Origin of the sequence: Shewanella sp. S23-S33 (genome assembly GCF_043359565.1) — a bacterium.
In the GTDB taxonomy this organism is placed as follows: domain Bacteria; phylum Pseudomonadota; class Gammaproteobacteria; order Enterobacterales; family Shewanellaceae; genus Shewanella; species Shewanella oncorhynchi.
On sequence record NZ_JBHFFD010000019.1, the window covers coordinates 135,460 to 155,046 of the forward strand.

The following is a 19,587-nucleotide window of genomic DNA, read 5'->3' on the forward strand; positions in this document are numbered from 1 at the left end:
ACTTCTTAATCACGCGATGATGAGATGATTAATTAGCGAGTAAACTTGTGGTATTTATCAATACCAGAACTTCTACCTGTGTCATGACATACTGCACAGGATTCAGAGGTCGGTTGTTTAAACCAATCAGCCACACTTGGTACGCTGATTTCACCACCGTTGCTTGCCATATGCGCCTTAGCAGAATCGCTAGTGTGGCAGGCATAACAGTTAGCGGTGACAGGACTGGTCATTTTGTTACCTGGCTCAAGAATGTATTGATTGGGCACTTTGCCTAAATCAATCGCTTTTTCGTGACAGGCAACACAGCTAGTTGAGGCTTCAATTGCGCCTGCACCGTTTGCGGTTTGCGCTTGAGTTCCATCAGCTTTAACTTCACCGACTTTAGCGCCATTACCCCAGTGCCAGCTGTGTACCATAGGACCAAAACCAGCGCCTAAGGCTGCTGATGTACGTGCCATGCCGTTGTCATGGCAGGCGATACAAGCATTACCACCTTCATCGAAGGCACCATTTTTGTGGAACGCAGTGGCATCGTTGTGACAAGTAGTACAGCTGTTAGTACTTGCTATCTCACGACGTTCGAAGCCAGAGACCTTTTGAGTGGTGACAGGGTTAACGATATCTGAGTAAGCCGTAAAGGATATGCCCATAGAACCATCATAACCTGTCGCTCTTAGGCTGCCATTACTTTGGTAGCGTTGCTTGCCATCATATTCCATCCAACCAGCGGTACTGAATGTCACGCGGGCAGAATAAACATAGTTAGCATTCACTGCGCTGATATCTGTCAGTAAATGACAGATATTTTTAGTGCCGTCAGTGTTGTAACCATAGTAGTAGTTAGTACGGTTACCTGGGCGACCCACTAAGCTGCCATTTTCATAGGAATGTAAATAAGCGCCCGCATAAACTACGGGTTTCTTAGCGTCATATACTAGCGGGCTAGAATAGTTAAAGTTGTCTTTAATGCTAAAGACGTTACCATCGGTGTCTTTCACTGTCAGCGTTGTACACCAGCCTGGGGCGGTTACTGCTGCCGCAGTACCTGTCGGCGCATAGTGGTCTGTCTTGGTAGAAATATCATCTACTTTAACAGGTGTTGATAGACTCAATTTATACTTAGCGCGAATCGCTTGGCGTTCGGTTATACCCGCTTTGCTTTCGTGCATAATGCGCAGATCCGCACCATTACTTGGGATAATAGCCCCTGGTACGCCACCACTGTCATGGCAATCAATACAACCGGGTCCAGCTACGTTGATGTTTTTAGGTGCTTCAACGTGACAAGATGTACAGTTTTGTACTGAAAAGTCTTTAGTAAAATCTTGGTGATTGATATGACCAATTTTAGATAGGGTGTTTGTCGCATAGCCACCCGTAGAGAAACCTTCAGCATTGACAACTGCGCGGCTGACTGAACCGTGACACACTAAACAGCCCTCCACGAAGGTGACTTCGCTGTCCATGCCAGTAGCGACATAGCTTGCATGACGACGAGGACTTGTTGAGTAGTCGATATGGCAAGAGTAACAACTATCAGTTGTGGTTGAATGAGTGCCTTCAGGTTTGTTAACGACCAGAGGTTTAGAGGTCGCAATACCATTATTACCACCGACACGTAACCAAACGATACCTTCAGTGCTTGGATTAACCCCTTTCATTGGTACTTTAAATTGGTAATGACCATCAGCTAAAGCGGTCAATTCAGCGCCGACGGTTGCTTGAGTTGCTTCACCGCCAATATGGACGTTATCTGCAACACCATTTTTATCAGCTTCGGTGCGGTTAGTGATGAAGCCTTTATCTGTTAGTGCCGCCACTTTGGCTTGAGCATTTAACAGTCCGTTGATTAGGTTATTGTTTTCATCTGTAATTTCAAATTCGTAAGTGATACTGCCTTCGCCAAAGCTATAGTTGATCACTTTGACGTTAGTCATAGTAGAACTGGTGACAGGGGGCGGTGTTCCAGGCTCACCGGGTGTTCCAGGTTCACCGGGTGTTCCAGGGATACCGGGCGTTCCTGGTGCTCCATCCACACCATCTTTACCATCATCGCCACAGCCAACAAGGGCGCCAGTTAGTGCTAAGGCAACTAAATATGCCAGTTTTCTAGAGGTGAAAATTCTCATCATAATCTCCATTTGATCCAATATGCGAATAAAGGACGGAGTGGAGCACTAAAGTTTGCAGGGTAGATTAGTGCTTTGACCGTTGGTCTCAATTTGCAAGCTATCGAATACTTTTCTTTTTTTAATTGAGCACGTTTTGTCTCGAATGAAATATTACTGTTAAATTTGTGTTTGTTTTTTGAGCGCAAGCCCATTTATACCTATTACTTTGGAGGTAGATCGCACTTTTTAAATTTAACTTTTACTAATTTTTCCTTATGAAACAACATTTAAGTTTCAGTTAAGCTTTCATTAACAATTGAACGGCATCGGGACGTTTTTTATGTTTTTTGCAGGGAAGAGTATTAAATGAAGTGGACTAGAAATATTTCAGGAGGCGATTGGGGATTAAAATGATTGATAAGTTGGTGTCATTGCAGAATTTCATGATAAAAGCTTAGCGGCTGCTAGTGTTCTGATGTGAAGCGCAATGTTAGACTAGCGCTCAATTTGGCTCTGGTAGCAGACGCGTAAGCGATAACGTTTTTAAAGGGTATAAGTCTTGGCTCAATTGTATTTTTATTATTCGGCAATGAACGCGGGTAAATCCACTTCCCTATTACAGTCATCCTATAACTACCGTGAACGCGGTATGAATACTTTGGTCATGACAGCCTCCATAGATGACAGATATGGCAAAGGTAAAGTGGCCTCACGTATTGGCATTGAAACCGAAGCACAGGTATTTAGTAGCCAAGATGATTTGACTCAAATGATTAGCGATGTGCATCAAGCTACGCCATTAAGTTGTGTGCTGGTGGATGAGTGTCAGTTTTTGAGTAAAGAACAGGTTAAGCAGCTGACGCATGTGGTCGATAATATTGATATTCCTGTACTCTGCTATGGCCTAAGAACGGACTTTCAAGGCGAACTTTTTAGCGGCAGTCATTATTTATTAGCTTGGGCCGATAAATTAGTTGAGTTGAAGACTATTTGCCATTGTGGACGTAAGGCTAACATGGTGGTGCGTCTTGATGGTGAAGGCAAGGTGATGCGCGAGGGTGAGCAAGTGGCGATTGGTGGTAATGAAAGTTACGAGTCTGTCTGTCGCAAACATTTTCGTGAATTTATCTGGGATGCGCATGAATATGTGGGATGAGGCTTCGTTAATAGCGTGTAATTATTGAGCGACTCATTCTTTTTATGCGACTTAAATTAGCTCGTTTTGTTTTTAAGTCATACTGTCTATTGCCTTAATCGCTGAAAATACCTTGATATCAACAAATTAATATTTGGCAAAATGTACTATCAGCTTAACATTAGTATTGATTAGTGGCGGTTGTGGGTCACAGGCACCCTTCTTTACAGTGAAGTTAGGTTTGATAAAGTGTGGAACATAATGGGTACTAAGACTAATTAATAGAGCCGGATAATGGCTAGATGAGTTTGATATCTTGCTTTACTGAGTGGCAACGGATTTGCTGAGTTGCATGAAAGATGAATATTTTAGTGTTTTTTTGGAGCTGTTTTGCCTAATTCCACATCAGAGATGAAGTTCGAAAATTATCGTCCTCGTCCACCACAACCTGAGCCTAAAGCTAAGGTTAAGCCGCCGCGTAAAGCCAGATCAAAGGGCAGGGTCTGGTTCTTATTTTTCATTCTGATTTGCTGCGCTGCATTGCTGATTGGACTTGAGGTTAAAACTTCGTTTTACCAAGCAAAATTCATCAATCAATATGCTAAGACGCTCACCTATGAATTAGAAAGCTCACCGAGCCAAGCGGTTATTTATCCTAGTTATGGTCCTTTTGATGAGCGCCATGGCTACAGTAAGTTACCTCAATATATTGATAGGTTATTGCAACGGAATTTTCAGGTAACGCAACAAGTGGCGTTTTCGCCAGCGTTGCAGGAATACGCTCAACTTGGATTTTTTCCGCCTTACCATGAAAAGGCCCAATCTGGATTGACGTTGCTCGATTGCCGCAATACCGATTTATACGAATTTGCCTATCCTAAACGGGTTTATCAGGACGACGATAAGATCCCCAATGAAATCGTTAATACTTTACTGTTTATTGAAAACCGCGAGTTATGGACGACGGAAGAGAAACTCAATCCTGTGATCGACTGGCCACGTTTTGTGGTGGCAGGCATGAGCCAAATTGCTGAAATGGTTGGTATGAATGTCTCTACCGCGGGTGGCAGTACACTTGCGACTCAGATTGAGAAATTCCGCCATTCTTCCCAAGGTTTAACCTTGAGTATTAAAGATAAGTTACTGCAAATTGGCTCGGCCAGTGTGCGCGTGTACCAACAAGGTGAAAACACTGAACCTGCTCGTAAGCGCATCGTTCAAGATTATCTGAATACCGTGCCATTATCTTCGGCGCCAAATCATGGCGAAGTTCATGGTATTGGTGATGGATTGTGGGCGTGGTTTGGTACCGATTTCGATACTGCAAACAAGCTGTTAGCATCGCCGCAGATCAAAGGTAATGCCACCAAGCGCGGACAAGTATTCCGACAAGTGGTTGCCTTGATGATCGCCCAACGTCGTCCGTCCTACTATCTATTACAAGGTCATGAAGATCTTGAAAACTTAGTCGATAGCCATATCCGTTTACTCGGCCAGTATTATTTGATTGATCGTGGTCTACGTGATGCTGCACTCGCGCAGAAATTGCAGTTTAAGGTCGCCAAGCCGCAACGTAATACCCAATCTGGCGCAGATAAGGGCGTGAACACAGTTCGCATTCGCACCGCTGGCATGTTAAATGTGGGGCTGTATGATTTAGACAGGCTCGATTTGACGGTCAACAGTAGCTTACACAGTGACTTACAGCAGAAAGTCAGTCACTACTTACGCAGTCTGGCGCAAGTGCCTACCGCGGAGAAAGTGGGTCTGTTGGGCGAACGGTTACTCGACCCAAGCCAACTGCAAAACGTACTGTATAGCTTTACGCTTTATGAGCGCACTGAGACCGCCAACCGAGTTAGAGTGCAGACGGATAGTACTGATCAGCCTTTTGATATTAACGAGGGCAGCAAGTTGGAATTGGGCTCAACCGCTAAATTGCGGGTGATGGCGACCTACTTAGAAATCATTGCCGAGATCCACGACAAGTATTCCAAGAAACATGGGATTGAATTGGAATCCATCATTATCGAACCTAGGGATCATTTAACCCGTTGGGCGATTGATTACTTGATTTTAAATCCCGACAGACGTTTAGACCGCATGTTAGATGCGGCGTTACAGCGAGAATATTCGGCCTCAACCAGTGAACAGTTTTTTACCGGTGGTGGGTTGCATGTGTTTAATAACTTTAAAAAAACAGAAGATTTAAAAACGCCAACACTTTACCAAGCCCTGCAGGATTCGGTTAACTTGCCGTTTGTGCGCCTCATGCGCGATATCGTGAATTACAGCAGTAGTATGCAAAACGAGGGCAATATGGCCCAGTTGCTGCGTAATGATAAAGATCCGCGCCGTGACGAATATCTGCGGGTATTTGCTGATAGAGAAGGTAATACCTTCGTTACTAAGTTTTATCGCAAGTACAAAAAAGTGGCTGCGAATGAGCGTTTCGACATGTTTTTTGACGGTTTGTCCCAGTCGGAGCAGCAGTTGACGGCGGCGTATCGCTATTTACTGCCCGATGAATCTATGGCGGCATTTAAGGCTTTCTTGAAGCAAAGATTGCCGCAGGTGAGCTATACCGATGGTCGTATTAAGAGCTTATACAACAAGTACGGTCCGGATAAATATAATTTGCCAGATCAAGGCTATATCGCACGGGTGCATCCCTTGGAATTGTGGGTGCTGGATTACCTTAATCATAATCCTGATGCCAACTTGAACGATGTTAAGCAGGCGAGTGAAGCACAACGTCAAGAGGTTTACCGTTGGTTGTTTAGGACGCGGCATAAAAACGCCCGTGACGTACGAGTGCAAGTAATGCTTGAAGTTGAAGCCTTCCTTGACATACATCAACGCTGGGCTCGTTTAGGTTATCCCTTTGATTCTATGGTGCCATCCTTAGGCTCAGCACTGGGTAGCTCGGGTGACCGACCCGCAGCCTTAGCCGAGCTGATGGGCATTATTCAAAATGACGGCTATCGTTTGCCCACAGTGCGTATCAATCAGCTGCATTTCGCCGCAGATACGCCCTATGAAGTGAGATTGCAGAATCAGAACACCCAAGGTGAGCGGGTAATGCGCCATGAAGTAGCACAAGCCTTAAAAGCAGCGCTGGCGAACGTAGTGCAAAACGGCACTGCACGTCGTTTAAAGGGCATTTTTACCGATGAAAAAGGTGGCATGTTAGCCATAGGCGGGAAAACCGGCACCGGTGATAACCGTATTGTGACTCAGATGCAGCAAGGTAAAAAAGTGGCGACTACGGCGATGAACCGCACCGCGACCTTCGTGTTTTATCTAGGTGACAAATACTTCGGTACTTTGACCGCCTTCGTGCCAGGCAGTAAATCCGATGATTTTAGTTTTACCTCGGCGCTGCCATTGCAGGTGATGAAGGGCATGATGCCTATTTTAGCTCCCTATGTACAAACCGAGCAGGGCATGTGTGTGGTGAACGAATAAAGGCATGAATTAAGTGCCACGCCAACGACAAAGAGTGTTCCTAATGAACACTCTTTGTCGTTTTAATGCTTAAATTCTCTATCGATTGAGTTTATTGCTGTGGTTAACATGGTTTAGTTAAAGCACTGTGATAAAAGTGCAGCGATTAAGATTACTGCGGCGATAACTGGTAAATTTTTGATTTAGCTTCATCGGTTACGAGATAAATCAGTCCATCTGGCCCTTGCACGACTGAGCGCAATCTTTGCCCCAATTCATTTTTCAGCAGCCGCTCTTCTTTAATAATCTTGTCGCCATCAAGCACTAAACGCACCAGTGTTTTTCCCTTTAGGCTGGCGAGTAACAGATTATTTCGCCACTGTGGAAATTTATCACCTGTGTAAAACATAAAGCCCGCCGTGGCAATCGAGGGAACCCATTTGTAGACGGGTTGCTCCATTCCCACCTTATGGGTGCCTTCGCCGATTTTGCCGCCACCATAATTCTCACCATAGGTAATCACTGGCCAGCCATAGTTTTTAGCCGCTTGGTCGATATTGAGTTCATCGCCGCCCTGGGGGCCATGTTCGCCCGTCCACAATACTTTGCTGATGGGATTGATCGCCGCGCCCTGCATATTGCGGTGACCAATAGACCAGATCTCGGGTAAGGCGCCAGCCGTATTGACGAAGGGGTTATCCTTAGGCACTGAGCCATCGGCATGAATACGCACCACTTTGCCTAAATGATTGTCCAATGTTTGTGCGCTATCTTTTTCACTATAGCGATCGCCGAGTGTGATAAACAGTGTGCCGTCAGGCGCCCAAACTAAACGAGATCCAAAATGGTGGCCGCTGTTGACTTTAGGTTGTTGACTAAAAACGCGGGTGAGATTTTCAAGCTTGTTACCATTGAGCGTGGCAAAACTGACCGCTGTGCTATTGAACTCACTTGCATCACCTTCAGCGGGTTCTGAATAACTGAAATAGATTTTTTTGCTGCTGGTAAAATCTGGCGCAAGCACGACATCAAGTAAACCACCTTGACCTTTGGCATACATAGGCGGTAAACCCGTTAAGGGTTCACCCACTTTGCCTGCAGTGCTGACAATGCGCATTCTGCCGGCGCGTTCAGTCACGAGCATACTGCCGTCGGGTAAGAATGCCATACCCCAGACATTCTCTAACCCTTGGGCTATGGTTTTTACCTGAATATTACCCGTTTCCGTTTTGACGCTAATGGTCGCTGCGCTAGCGGTTTCGGTGTAAATAGCCGGTGAGCATGCAATAAGACACAGGGCAAGATTTAAGGTGCTTAGCTTCAAGGTCTTTGGCATTAATTTACTCAGTCTCAAGGTCCTCAGCTTCAAGGTCATCAGTTTCATCGCTATCCTTAATCACACTGTTCTCCTATAGGATGGATCAGAGTAACAAGTCAGTCACATAAGGGCAATTTATCGGTGAGACCTTGTATCGAAAACTCGCCTGTCCAGCTTTTATGAGTTTAAGCTTCACAAATCAAAAGCCTAACGTATGAAAACTAACGTATGAAAACTAACGCATGAAAAACTAGCGCATGAAAAAGCCTAAGGCCATCGCTAAACCGACGATCACAATAAAGCCGCGTAGCAAGGGCTGTGAAATACGGTAGGCCAGCGCCGCCCCCACATAACCACCGACAATCGCCATAACGGCAAGCAGTAACAGATATTGCCCATCGATAACATTGCCCGCGGCATAAACCACAACGGCGATGGCGGTGAGCAGGGCTGAAATCAGATTTTTAAGTCCGTTCATCCCATGTAGATTGGTTTGCCCCATCAGGCCAAAACTTGCGAGTAGTATGATGCCTAAGCCACCATTAAAATAACCGCCATAGATACACACAGCCGACAGCATTATCAGTGCCGTTATCGGACTTAACATTGGCGTCGAGGTGTTTTCGCCTTGCTCAGCGATTCTTCGTTTGAGCAACCAAGGGCCAACAATAAAGGCCGCGGTGGCCAGTAGAATCAGCCAAGGGATCAGCTTTGCGAAGACTTGCTCGCTGGTGGTCAGCAAAATACCCGCGCCAATACTGCCGCCAATTAAAGCAATTAAGATCAGATTTTTAAGGCTGAGACTCGCCGGATATTCGATATCCTTTCTAAAACGCCATGCGCTGGCGATATAACCGGGCAGTAGCGCGGCTGTCCCCGTGGCATTCGCCGCAATCGGTGGAACCCCGACAAACACTAACGCTAATAGGGTAATAAAACTGCCACCACCGGCAACCGCATTGAGCATGCCGCCTAAAAAGCCAGCGAGTGCAATAATAAGCCAGTCCATAGATACCGCTCCTTTGGGCAATAAGAGAGTTAAACAGAGCGCTAAAAATGTGTCTGTTATTATGAGTCAATCTAAGCACTCACCCTAACAGGATGATTTCGATATTGAAAGTCGCGTAATGATTCGTTACATATCGCCATTCGTGAAGGTGAAAATATAGGATGAGTGAGCAGGCTTTTACTTGCTTAGTGCTAGGGGACTTGATCCCAAATGCCAGACATAAAAATAACCGCTGCTATGGCTGCACTTTGCTCGGTAAAAACATCTTCTCCCCAACAGTTTTGTCCACGTTCTTGGTAATAAACATGAAAGGTACTGAGCATAGGTGTTCGAATGCAATACCAACCATCGAAGGTATTCTTAGCAAAATTAACCCAATACTGCGCATCAGCAGCTTGGATTTGCTGAATGAGTAATTCATTTTGCGATAGCAAGGCCACAAGCTCATTCTGGGTGGTTATTTGATGCTCGGCTTTTATAGCCTCGAGAAGATTTTTAAGTTTTATCATGGGATCTTTTTCATTCATCGAGAGTATCTACATCACTTTTAACGAATGGCCGCGGAGATGGAGGATTGGATTAATGCTTCAAAAATATCTGTTTGCCCGGCAGGAATAAGCTGCCTGTGAATTTCGCGGCGTTTCGCACTGTCGAATAAACGCTCCGCAACCCAACCGGTTAAATAGAGTGAGGAAAGGCAGCCACCCGCAGTGGCAATATTGCCATTAATCACGAGGGCGCAGTCTTCTACATCGACGCCCATGGCAACTAGGGCAGGTTTTGCATCGGGGTGAGTCGTTGCTGAAAGATTGTCGAGTAGCCCTAATTTGGCAAAGAAGAATGACCCAGCGCAGATACTGCCAAGCAATTGTCGTGTGGGATCTAATTTAAGGGCGGACATAAACTCAGTATCAGCAAGTGCCGCAGGTACGCCTTTGTAACCACTGCTGAATAATACCACGTCGGCATCAGCGACTTCGGCCACATGACCATCGGTTGCAACCGTCATCCCCAAGCTTGATATGTGGCTAGGTTTGGTCCCGAGTACTTTTACTGTCCAATCGGTTTTTGTACGGCCGAGAATATCGCGCATTAAGAAGAAATCGATATCGGTAAATTCATCAAATATCACAATCGCAATCTGGTACATAAGCTTTCCTCTGGCTTTGTGCGGATAGTTTTTAGGTGTTATTTTGGAATTGTTTAATATATACAATTAGTTAGTGTTTTATAGGACTTAAGGTATTCGTTCCGCATCCTTATCACGAACTGCAATGAGCTATAGCCTACAATTTGGTGCGTATTATCGCTTTTTCAAGAGGTCATTTGCTCAAATCTAATGAGTTAATCAGGTAATTCATACTAATGAATGAGTTGTGCAATTGACTAGGATTAGCTCTCAAGTCGCAGCGCTAACTAATTGCTAGATAAACAAAAAGCCCAGAATTATCTTCTGAGCTTTTATATATAAAACTTGAGCAGTGATGGTAAGAAGCAAAGCTAAACTGAATGCTTAAAACACCATTTCTGGTACATGCTTAGGTACGATTAATTTGCCAGCAGTTTTGCTGACGATTTCTTCTACGCTCACGCCTGGGGCGCGCTCTAACAAATGAAATGCGCCATCTTTGATTTCGATAAAGGCTAAATCTGTGACGACGCGTTTAATGCAGCCGTAACCGGTTAGTGGCAATTCGCACACGGGTAGCAGCTTAGAATTGCCGTATTTATCGGCGTGCATCATAGTCACGATAATGTTTTCGGCGCCCGCGACTAAATCCATCGCGCCGCCCATGCCTTTGATGAGTTTGCCGGGGATCATCCATGAGGCGATAGAGCCGTTCACATCGACTTCAAAGGCGCCGAGCACGGTTAAGTCCACATGGCCGCCACGGATCATGGCAAAGCTTTCCGCCGATGAAAAAAATGAAGCGCCTTTGACTGCGGTAACTGTTTGTTTGCCCGCGTTGATTAAATCGGGATCTATGGCGTCTTCGGTAGGGAATTCGCCCATGCCGAGTAGACCATTTTCCGATTGTAACATGACTTCCATGCCTTCGGGAATGTAGTTGGCCACCAGTGTTGGAATGCCAATGCCGAGGTTAACGTAGTAGCCATCTTTTAATTCTTTGGCGACGCGCTGAGCCAGTTGTTCTCTTGATAATGCCATGATATCTATCCTTTCTATTTGGCTTTGACGCTTTGGTCTTTATTCTTAGGTTTTTACCCTTAGTTTTTACTTTAGGGAGCTAAGTGCCAATTGCGTTAACTGTGTTTCAAGGTTTTGCCAGCGCCTTTTATTTCGCGGCTTTTACCGTGCGCTGCTCGATACGTTTCTCGAACGTGCCTTGAATAACGCGGTCAACATAGATGCCCGGCGTGTGGATATGATCTGGGTCTAGCTCGCCCGGCTCAACAATAAACTCGGCTTCAACCACAGTGATTTTGCCCGCGGTCGCCATCATAGGGTTAAAGTTGGCGGCGGTTTTACGGAATACCAAATTACCCATGGTATCGGCTTTCCATGCACGCACTAAGGCAAAATCTGCGGTCAGCGATTCTTCTAACACGTAATGGCGACCTTTGATTTCTCGGGTTTCTTTGCCATCAGCCACCGGCGTGCCGTAGCCCGTTGCAGTGAAAAATGCCGGAATACCTGCGCCGCCTGCGCGGATCTTTTCCGCCAGCGTGCCTTGGGGCGTTAAAATCACATTGAGTTCGCCAGAGAGCATTTGCTGTTCAAAGGTGGCATTTTCGCCCACGTAAGAGGCGATCATAGTGGCGATTTGGCGATGTTTTAACAGTAAGCCAAGGCCGAAATCGTCAACGCCAGCGTTGTTTGATATCGCCGTTAAGCCGTTAACGCCCATCTTAACCATTTGATTGATTAAGCCTTCTGGAATGCCGCATAGGCCAAAGCCGCCGACCATGATGGTCATGTCGTCCGATAAGCCTGCTAACGCTTCTACATAGCTGCTGACGACTTTATTGAGTCCTGCCATTGTGATGTCCTTTTATGCTTTATAAAACGCGCGGGAAATAACGCGCGTTTTTAATAACGGTTGTTGGTGTCGTTAATTATTTTTGTTCTATTTTGCTAACAGGGCGGTGGCCACTTTTGAACCGTTGTTGCGATTCAACTGCGTGCTGATAGCTTGCCCTGCTAACGCGAGTTTTTGTAAATTGATACCCGTTTCGAATCCCATGCCGTGCAGCATATACACTAAGTCTTCGGTGGCAAGATTGCCCGATGCGCCTTTGGCATAGGGGCAACCGCCAAGACCCGCAACCGAGGAGTCAAACACCCGCACACCTAAGTCTAAACAGGCCAAAATGTTGGCTAATGCTTGGCCATAGGTGTCGTGAAAGTGTAGCGCCAGTTTTTCGACTGGGACGCGCTCAGCCACTGTTTGCAGCATTCTACGGGCTTTTTGCGGCGTGCCTACACCGATAGTGTCGCCGAGCGATATTTCGTAACAGCCCATTTTGTAAAGGATTTCAGACACACGGGCCACTTCACTGACCGCTATCTCACCTTCGTAGGGGCAGCCGAGCACGCAAGACACATAACCGCGCACCGGAATATTGTGTTTTTTTGCTAATTCCATCAAAGGGATAAAGCGTTCAATCGACTCTTCTATCGAGCAGTTGATATTGCGCTGACTAAAGCTTTGTGAGGCGGCGCCAAATATTGCCACCTCACTCGCTTTTGCATCTAGTGCTAGTTCAAAGCCTTTAACGTTGGGTGTGAGAGCGCTATACACCACGCCGCTTTGACGCTGTATTTGCTTGAGCACATCGGCAGAATCGGCCATTTGTGGCACCCATTTAGGTGACACAAAGCTGCCTGCTTCGATACGCTTAAGCCCCGCACCTGCCAGCGATTCAATCAAGGCGATTTTAGCTGCCGTCGGCACTGCGACTTCGTTTTGCAGGCCGTCGCGTGCGCCCATCTCGAAAATGCTGACCCTGTCTTTGGCGTTCGCTGCTTGGTTTAGATTGGCTAACGACATCTTAGGCTTCCTTGATCGCGGTTGGCTCGTCTGTCTCTAGCGGCTCAACGTTAAGCAAGGTTGCACCATCGGTGACCAGCTCGCCCGCCTTAAAGTAGAATTCACTGACGATACCATCAAAGGGTGCTTCTATGGTGTATTCCATCTTCATGGCTTCCATCACGAGCAAACCTTGGCCCGCTTTCACTTGTGTGCCGACATCGACTAAATGGGTCACTACCGTACCGTTCATCGGTGCTTTTAACTTGTCAGCATTGCTGGCTTGTTCTTCGACCACGAGTGTTTGCACTGCTTTAAAGTGGTAACTGCCAGAGGATAAAAACAGCGTAAAGTCATCACCTTGGGCACTAACGGGCACTTTACTCTTATGGCCGTTGATTTCGGCGAGCAGTAAATCTTGTTTCAGCTCGCCATTTAGTAACCAATCTTGACCGTGCAGCGGTAGCTGATACATGCCGCCTAAATCGAGCATCACTAACTGCTGCAATTCATGGGCATCATCGAGCAGGGCAATATTGTGCTGACTGCAACTGTTGAGTCTAAATCCGCTGACTTGACCCCAAGGCGAGTAAGGATCGGCGCTGTTGACAGCTTGCGCTTTGGCGGCTTCTTTACGGGCAAGCACTTGATACAGCGCGGCAAAGGCAAGGGCAGTGTCAGCTTCGCTTGAAGCTGTGCCAATTAAGGTGTCGCCATAACGGCCAATAAAGTCAGTGCTAAAGTCGGCATTGGCAAACGCTGGGTGTTCGGCAATGTTCGCTAAAAACTCAATGTTGTGCTTAAGACCGCTGATTTGATACGACTCTAAGGCATGCACTAAACGTTGCAGGGCGCGCGGGCGCGATTCATCCCAGACGATAAGCTTGGCAATCATAGGATCGTAGAAGTTACTGATCACATCGTTTTCACGAATGCCCGAATCGATACGCACGTATTTGCTTTGCTCGGGTTCGCGCAAAAAGTTGAGCTTACCGCTGGCGGGTAAAAACTCATTCTGTGGATCTTCGGCATAAATACGCACTTCAAAGGAGTGGCCGTGAATACGTACTTCATCTTGCTTAAGGGGCAGTGGCTGACCACTGGCGACCATCAATTGCCATTTCACTAAATCTTGGCCTGTGACCATCTCAGTCACTGGATGCTCAACCTGCAGACGGGTGTTCATCTCCATAAAATAGAAGCTATTGTCTGTGTCGAGCAGAAACTCTACAGTCCCCGCGCCAACATAATCGATAGCTTTGGCTGCCGCGACGGCCGCTTCACCCATTTGGGCACGCAGTGCATCGCTTAACCCCGGTGCTGGCGCCTCTTCGACCACTTTTTGGTGGCGACGCTGGATCGAGCAATCGCGATCCGATAAATAAATCGCGTTGCCAAAGGTGTCGGCAAACACTTGCACTTCGACGTGGCGCGGTTGGCGTAAATAACGCTCCATCAATAACTTATCGTTACCAAAAGAAGAGGCCGCTTCACGGCGTGCCGAGTTTACGGCTTCCATGATTTCCCCTTCATTCTCGACGATACGCATGCCTTTACCGCCGCCGCCATAAGCCGCTTTAATCAGCATAGGGAAGCCGATTTTCAGTGCCTCCGCTTTTAAGGTCGCATCGGTTTGGTCATCGCCGTGATAACCCGGCACTAACGGCACATTTGCCGCCGTCATAATAGATTTAGCGGCGCTTTTGCTGCCCATGGCATCGATAGCATCACTGCCTGGGCCAACAAAGGCGATGCCAGCGGCTTCACATTTACGGGCAAAGTCGGCATTTTCAGACAAGAAACCATAACCTGGGTGAATCGCTTGTGCACCGGATTTTTTAGCGATGTCGATAATCAAATCGCCCTTTAAATAGGAGTCTGCCGGCGCACTGCCGCCTAAGTAGAAGGATTCGTCGGCCATGGCGACATGGCGTGCTTCTTTATCGGCATCGGAATATAGGGCAACTGTGCGAACGCCCATGGCATGGGCAGTTTTGATGATGCGACAGGCGATTTCACCGCGGTTAGCAATCAATAGTTTGGTAAACATGTGCTTGGTCAACATCAAAGGGCTCCTTGGGTATCACTTGGCTTTTGCATGGGCTTGGAGGGCGTTGAGTGCGCTTGTTGCCAGTTAGGCTGACGTTTCTCAAAAAAGGCGTTTAAGCCCTCTTGGCCCTCGGTTGATACCCGAATGCGGGCGATACGCTCGCTAGTGTAATCAATGGTGTTTTGGTCTATCACGCCGTCTTCAAGATGCGACAGCAGTGTTTTTACCCATGCCATGCCTTGTGGACTATTGGCCAGCAGCGCGTCAATCATAGGCGTTGCGGCGGCGTCTAAGTCATCGCTGATCTCATGAATGACATTTAGCTTAAGGGCGGTTTCTGCACTAAAACGCTCGGCGGTCAGCATGTAGCGGCGCGATGCACGATTACCCATAGCGCGGGCAACGTAAGGGCTAATTACCGCTGGAATTAATCCGAGTTTCACTTCGCTCAAGCAAAAACTGGCGCGTGTTGTGGCGATAGCGATATCGCAGGTGCAGATTAACCCCAGTGCGCCGCCAAAGGCTGCGCCTTGCACTAATGCAATGGTGGGTTTTGGAAAAGTATCTAAATCTTGCATCAGTTTTGCTAAGGCTTTGGCATCATTTAGATTTTGCTCAAAGTCCATTTTGGCTTGTTTGCGCATCCAATTGAGATCGGCGCCGGCGCTGAAGTTTTTGCCGTTCGCTTTAAGCACCAGCAGTTGGCAATCCTTGTGCTCAGCAAAATAGCCAAGGACGCTAATCATCTCGCTAATCATCACTTCATCGAAGGCGTTGTGCACATCGCTGCGATCTAAAATAAGCTCGGCAACGCCGTGATTGAGTGAGTAACTCACGTGCTGCAAGTTGCTTAAATCCTTTTTGCCGCTAGCGCTGTTTAATGTGTCTGTCATTATTCTTTTCCTATCTTCTTGTGTGACATATGTTTTTCACATGTGCCTTTTACATACGGAACACACCAAAGCGGGTATCTTCGATAGGAGCATTTAATGCCGCCGATAGGGCAAGGCCGACCACATCACGGGTTTGCGCTGGGTCGATAATGCCGTCATCCCATAAACGGGCACTGGCATGATACGGATGACCTTCTTTATCGTACTGGGCGACAATTGGCGCTTTAAAGGCTTTTTCATCCTCAAGTGACCATTCTTCACCTTTACGGGCTAAACCGTCGCGGCGCACTGTGGCAAGAACGCCTGCGGCTTGCTCTCCGCCCATCACAGAAATACGGGCGTTTGGCCACATCCACATCATGGTCGGTTCGAACGCGCGGCCACACATGCCGTAGTTACCCGCGCCGTAGCTGCCGCCGATAATCACAGTGAATTTAGGCACATTGGCGCAAGAAACCGCGGTCACCATCTTGGCGCCGTGTTTAGCGATGCCTTCGTGTTCGTACTTTTTACCCACCATAAAGCCGGTGATGTTTTGTAGGAACAGCAGCGGAATTTTGCGCTGGCAGCACAGTTCAATAAAGTGCGCGCCTTTTTGCGCCGACTCAGAGAACAGAATGCCGTTGTTGGCGACAATGCCGACTGGGTAGCCGTGAATACGGGCAAAACCGCACACTAAGGTCGCACCATAGTTGGCTTTAAACTCATCAAAATCAGAATCATCGACGATACGGGCGATCACTTCCTTGACATCAAAGGGCTTTTTCAAATCAGTGCCGACAATGCCATACAGTTCGCTAATGTCGAACTTTGGCGGTTTGACAGGACTTAAGAGTGATTTGATTTCTTTTTGATGATTCAGGCGTGATACCGCGCGGCGGGCAAGCTCTAACGCGTGCTCATCGTTTTGGGCTAAATGATCCGCTACGCCGGAAATTTTAGTGTGTACTTCGGCGCCGCCGAGTTCTTCGGCGCTGACTTCTTCACCAGTGGCCGCTTTGACTAATGGCGGGCCTGCTAAGAAGATAGTGCCTTGATCTTTTACGATAATCGATTCATCCGCCATGGCCGGCACATAGGCGCCGCCTGCGGTACATAAGCCCATCACCACTGCAATTTGCGGTATGCCTTTAGCGGACATTTGCGCTTGATTGTAAAAGATGCGGCCGAAATGGTCGCGGTCGGGGAAAACTTCATCTTGGCGGGGCAGGTTAGCGCCGCCCGAGTCGACTAAATAGATACAAGGCAAGTGACAACGGCTCGCAATATCTTGTGCGCGTAGGTGTTTTTTAACGGTAATCGGGTAGTAAGTGCCGCCTTTAACTGTAGCGTCGTTGGCGATGATCATGCATTCGACACCACTCACACGGCCGATACCAGCGATAATGCCCGCTGCGGGCACTTCTTCGTCATAAACTTCAAACGCCGCAAATTGCGACAGTTCTAAAAAGGGTGAGCCTGCATCAAGCAGCTTTTCAACCCGTTGACGTGGCAGTAATTTACCGCGGGATAAATGGCGCTCTAGCGCCACAGGGCCGCCGCCGAGTTCGATTTTATTGAGTTTAGTTTTGAGATCGGCCACTAGGGCGGCCATATCGTCGGATTTTGCTTTAAATTCATCGCTACGGGCGTTGATACGACTGCTTAATTGCGTCACTTTGATTGTCCTTATAAAGCGGAAACTCGGTATCACCTTGCTCGAATGGGTGGCGCAAACTGTAAGTTACAGTGAGGTGCTACCCATTCACTTGTGAGAGATTATTTGAACGCGCGTTATTTCGACTCATTGAACAGTTCGCGGCCAATCAGCATGCGGCGAATTTCTGAGGTGCCGGCGCCGATTTCATACAGCTTGGCATCACGCAGTAAGCGGCCCGCGGCATATTCGTTGACATAGCCATTGCCGCCTAGCAGTTGAATTGCATCCAGTGCCATTTTGGTGGCGAGTTCTGCGCTATAAAGAATTGCACCAGCGGCATCTTTACGGGTGGTTTCACCGCGATCGCAGGATTTTGCCACGTTATAGACATAGGATTTGGCGGCATTCATGCCTGTGTACATGTCGGCTAACTTGCCTTGCACTAGTTGGAATTCACCGATGGATTTGCCAAATTGCTCACGCTCGTGGATGTAAGGCACAACGATGTCCATACAGGCATTCATGATCCCCAGCGGACCGCCAGACAGTACGACACGCTCGTAATCTAGGCCGCTCATCAGCACTTTTACGCCGTTATTGAGGCCGCCTAAAATGTTTTCTTCTGGTACTTCTACATCTTCAAACACCAGTTCGCAGGTGTTAGAGCCGCGCATGCCGAGTTTGTCGAGCTTTTGCGCTTGGCTAAAACCTTTCGAATCACGTTCAACGATAAAGGCGGTAATACCGTGTGCGCCTTTGGTTAAGTCGGTTTTCGCGTAAATGACATAGGTGTGTGCATCTGGACCGTTAGTGATCCACATTTTGTTGCCGTTTAAGATGAATCGGTCGCCTTCTTTACGGGCATGCAGCTTCATCGAAACCACGTCAGAACCCGCGTTTGGCTCACTCATAGCCAGCGCGCCAATATGCTCACCGCTCACCAGTTTTGGCAGGTACTTGGCTTTTTGCGCTGCATTACCGTTACGGTTGATTTGATTGACACACAGGTTTGAGTGGGCGCCATAACTTAGGCCGATAGAAGCGGATGCACGGGAGATTTCTTCCATTGCGACGACGTGGGCTAGGTAGCCCATGTTTGCGCCGCCGAACTCTTCGGGTACCGTTACTCCGAGCAGTCCCATTCCTCCAAGCACAGGCCAAAGTTCATTGGGAAAGGCATTGTCGTGATCCACTTTCGCGGCAATTGGGGCGATTTCATTCGCGGCAAAATCCTGCACTGCATCGCGCAGCATATCGACGTCTTCGCCTAGGCCAAAATTTAGACTTGTGTAGAGAGAGTTCATTGCTTGTGTCCTTTCAGATGTTCTAATTTCAGATTGTTATAGTTTTTATGATTTTTAGGTGCTTGAGTCTTTTAAATCTTGTACTTAAATCTTGTACTTAAATCTTGTACTTAAATCCGTAGTCGTTATCGCCATCAAATTGATTTGATTTTGTGTCAACGGGGATTTAGGCTTTTGCCGTTTTGTTATCTTCTAAGGCTAAACGGCACTGCTGCTCGGCGGAATTGAGTTCCATCAATACGACTTTGATGTCGTCCATTTGCTGTTGTAGTGCGGACTTCTTTTCTTCCACTAGCGCCAGCATGGTATTGAGTTGTGAAGTGCTGCTCTTGTCGGCATCGTATAATTCGAACAAACGACGGGTTTCTGCCAAAGAAAAGCCCAAGCGTTTACCGCGAAGAATGAGCTTGAGACGCACCTTGTCTTTGAGGCTATAAATACGGGTTTGGCCGCGGCGTTTTGGCTTAAGTAAACCTTGGTCTTCGTAAAAACGAATACTACGAGTAGTGATATCAAACTCTTTTGAGAGATCACTGATCGAGTAAGTCGTTTGTGGTGTGTTCGTTGCGCTCATTCATGCACCCTAAATAATCATTTTTAAGCAAGATATATGAAGTTTACGTAAAGGTAAAGATTTTGGCTTTTATTCTGTTGGCAAAAAAGTGTCAATCCCAATTGCCATAAGC

The 19,587-nt window shown here is 47.2% G+C and carries 15 protein-coding genes; 2 read left to right on the forward strand and 13 right to left on the reverse strand.

All coding sequences use genetic code 11. From position 1 onward, the window contains the following. Positions 1 to 32: 32 nt before the first annotated feature. Complete coding sequence (locus ACHA99_RS05615) at positions 33 to 2,132, reverse strand: cytochrome C (protein WP_393941595.1); 2,100 nt, start codon at positions 2,130 to 2,132, stop codon at positions 33 to 35. Between the two features lie 541 nt (positions 2,133 to 2,673). Between ACHA99_RS05615 and ACHA99_RS05620 the strand changes: the two genes are divergently transcribed. Next, the gene (locus ACHA99_RS05620; RefSeq protein ID WP_028761119.1) at positions 2,674 to 3,270 is read left to right on the forward strand and encodes a thymidine kinase; all 597 of its coding nucleotides are present in this window, start codon (positions 2,674 to 2,676) and stop codon (positions 3,268 to 3,270) included. 369 nt (positions 3,271 to 3,639) lie between these two features. After that, positions 3,640 to 6,717 (forward strand): transglycosylase domain-containing protein, encoded by a 3,078-nt coding sequence (locus tag ACHA99_RS05625; RefSeq protein WP_263173660.1) that lies wholly within the window; start codon positions 3,640 to 3,642, stop codon positions 6,715 to 6,717. 151 nt (positions 6,718 to 6,868) lie between these two features. Here ACHA99_RS05625 and ACHA99_RS05630 read toward each other — a convergent pair whose 3' ends face one another. From ACHA99_RS05630 to ACHA99_RS05685, 12 genes are all read right to left on the reverse strand, one after another. Further along, positions 6,869 to 8,080 carry a PQQ-dependent sugar dehydrogenase gene (locus ACHA99_RS05630; RefSeq protein ID WP_393941598.1) on the reverse strand — a complete coding sequence of 404 codons (1,212 nt, stop codon included), beginning with the start codon at positions 8,078 to 8,080 and terminating at the stop codon, positions 6,869 to 6,871. A gap of 184 nt (positions 8,081 to 8,264) precedes the next feature. Next, complete coding sequence (locus ACHA99_RS05635; RefSeq protein WP_105252043.1) at positions 8,265 to 9,023, reverse strand: sulfite exporter TauE/SafE family protein; 759 nt, start codon at positions 9,021 to 9,023, stop codon at positions 8,265 to 8,267. A 191-nt stretch (positions 9,024 to 9,214) separates the two neighbouring features. After that, positions 9,215 to 9,532, reverse strand: coding sequence for a cytoplasmic protein (locus ACHA99_RS05640; protein WP_263166626.1), 318 nt, complete (start codon positions 9,530 to 9,532; stop codon positions 9,215 to 9,217). Positions 9,533 to 9,570: 38 nt separating this feature from the next. Then, positions 9,571 to 10,173 carry a DJ-1/PfpI family protein gene (locus ACHA99_RS05645; RefSeq protein WP_113940987.1) on the reverse strand — a complete coding sequence of 201 codons (603 nt, stop codon included), beginning with the start codon at positions 10,171 to 10,173 and terminating at the stop codon, positions 9,571 to 9,573. Positions 10,174 to 10,536: 363 nt separating this feature from the next. Then, the gene (locus ACHA99_RS05650; RefSeq protein ID WP_393941601.1) at positions 10,537 to 11,193 is read right to left on the reverse strand and encodes a 3-oxoacid CoA-transferase subunit B; all 657 of its coding nucleotides are present in this window, start codon (positions 11,191 to 11,193) and stop codon (positions 10,537 to 10,539) included. A 127-nt stretch (positions 11,194 to 11,320) separates the two neighbouring features. Then, on the reverse strand, positions 11,321 to 12,025 hold the full coding sequence (locus tag ACHA99_RS05655) for a CoA transferase subunit A (RefSeq protein WP_393941603.1): 705 nt from the start codon (positions 12,023 to 12,025) through the stop codon (positions 11,321 to 11,323). A gap of 87 nt (positions 12,026 to 12,112) precedes the next feature. Next, a complete protein-coding gene (locus ACHA99_RS05660) occupies positions 12,113 to 13,036 on the reverse strand; it encodes a hydroxymethylglutaryl-CoA lyase (RefSeq protein ID WP_393941605.1) in 924 nt (307 codons plus the stop codon). A 1-nt stretch (position 13,037) separates the two neighbouring features. Next, positions 13,038 to 15,080 carry an acetyl/propionyl/methylcrotonyl-CoA carboxylase subunit alpha gene (locus ACHA99_RS05665; RefSeq protein ID WP_393941607.1) on the reverse strand — a complete coding sequence of 681 codons (2,043 nt, stop codon included), beginning with the start codon at positions 15,078 to 15,080 and terminating at the stop codon, positions 13,038 to 13,040. Continuing rightward, positions 15,080 to 15,958, reverse strand: coding sequence for an enoyl-CoA hydratase-related protein (locus ACHA99_RS05670; RefSeq protein ID WP_393941609.1), 879 nt, complete (start codon positions 15,956 to 15,958; stop codon positions 15,080 to 15,082). The genes ACHA99_RS05665 and ACHA99_RS05670 overlap by 1 nt, the downstream gene beginning before the upstream one ends. Before the next feature lie 49 nt (positions 15,959 to 16,007). Next, positions 16,008 to 17,615 (reverse strand): carboxyl transferase domain-containing protein, encoded by a 1,608-nt coding sequence (locus tag ACHA99_RS05675; protein WP_105252050.1) that lies wholly within the window; start codon positions 17,613 to 17,615, stop codon positions 16,008 to 16,010. A 116-nt stretch (positions 17,616 to 17,731) separates the two neighbouring features. After that, entirely contained in the window at positions 17,732 to 18,901 is a 1,170-nt protein-coding gene (locus ACHA99_RS05680; RefSeq protein ID WP_263197906.1) for an isovaleryl-CoA dehydrogenase, read from the reverse strand. Positions 18,902 to 19,067: 166 nt separating this feature from the next. Beyond that, positions 19,068 to 19,475, reverse strand: coding sequence for a MerR family DNA-binding transcriptional regulator (locus ACHA99_RS05685; protein WP_393941612.1), 408 nt, complete (start codon positions 19,473 to 19,475; stop codon positions 19,068 to 19,070). Between the last annotated feature and the right edge of the window lie 112 nt (positions 19,476 to 19,587).

Bases quoted from the DNA above. Each gene is read 5' to 3' on its own strand.
- ACHA99_RS05615 (WP_393941595.1), bottom strand. From the start codon at position 2,132: ATGAGAATTTTCACCTCTAGAAAACTGGCATATTTAGTTGCCTTAGCA.
- ACHA99_RS05670 (WP_393941609.1), bottom strand. From the start codon at position 15,958: ATGACAGACACATTAAACAGCGCTAGCGGCAAAAAGGATTTAAGCAAC.
- ACHA99_RS05630 (WP_393941598.1), bottom strand. From the start codon at position 8,080: ATGAAACTGATGACCTTGAAGCTGAGGACCTTGAGACTGAGTAAATTA.
- ACHA99_RS05680 (WP_263197906.1), bottom strand. From the start codon at position 18,901: ATGAACTCTCTCTACACAAGTCTAAATTTTGGCCTAGGCGAAGACGTC.
- ACHA99_RS05645 (WP_113940987.1), bottom strand. From the start codon at position 10,173: ATGTACCAGATTGCGATTGTGATATTTGATGAATTTACCGATATCGAT.
- ACHA99_RS05655 (WP_393941603.1), bottom strand. From the start codon at position 12,025: ATGGCAGGACTCAATAAAGTCGTCAGCAGCTATGTAGAAGCGTTAGCA.
- ACHA99_RS05660 (WP_393941605.1), bottom strand. From the start codon at position 13,036: ATGTCGTTAGCCAATCTAAACCAAGCAGCGAACGCCAAAGACAGGGTC.
- ACHA99_RS05685 (WP_393941612.1), bottom strand. From the start codon at position 19,475: ATGAGCGCAACGAACACACCACAAACGACTTACTCGATCAGTGATCTC.
- ACHA99_RS05635 (WP_105252043.1), bottom strand. From the start codon at position 9,023: ATGGACTGGCTTATTATTGCACTCGCTGGCTTTTTAGGCGGCATGCTC.
- ACHA99_RS05665 (WP_393941607.1), bottom strand. From the start codon at position 15,080: ATGTTGACCAAGCACATGTTTACCAAACTATTGATTGCTAACCGCGGT.
- ACHA99_RS05650 (WP_393941601.1), bottom strand. From the start codon at position 11,193: ATGGCATTATCAAGAGAACAACTGGCTCAGCGCGTCGCCAAAGAATTA.
- ACHA99_RS05640 (WP_263166626.1), bottom strand. From the start codon at position 9,532: ATGATAAAACTTAAAAATCTTCTCGAGGCTATAAAAGCCGAGCATCAA.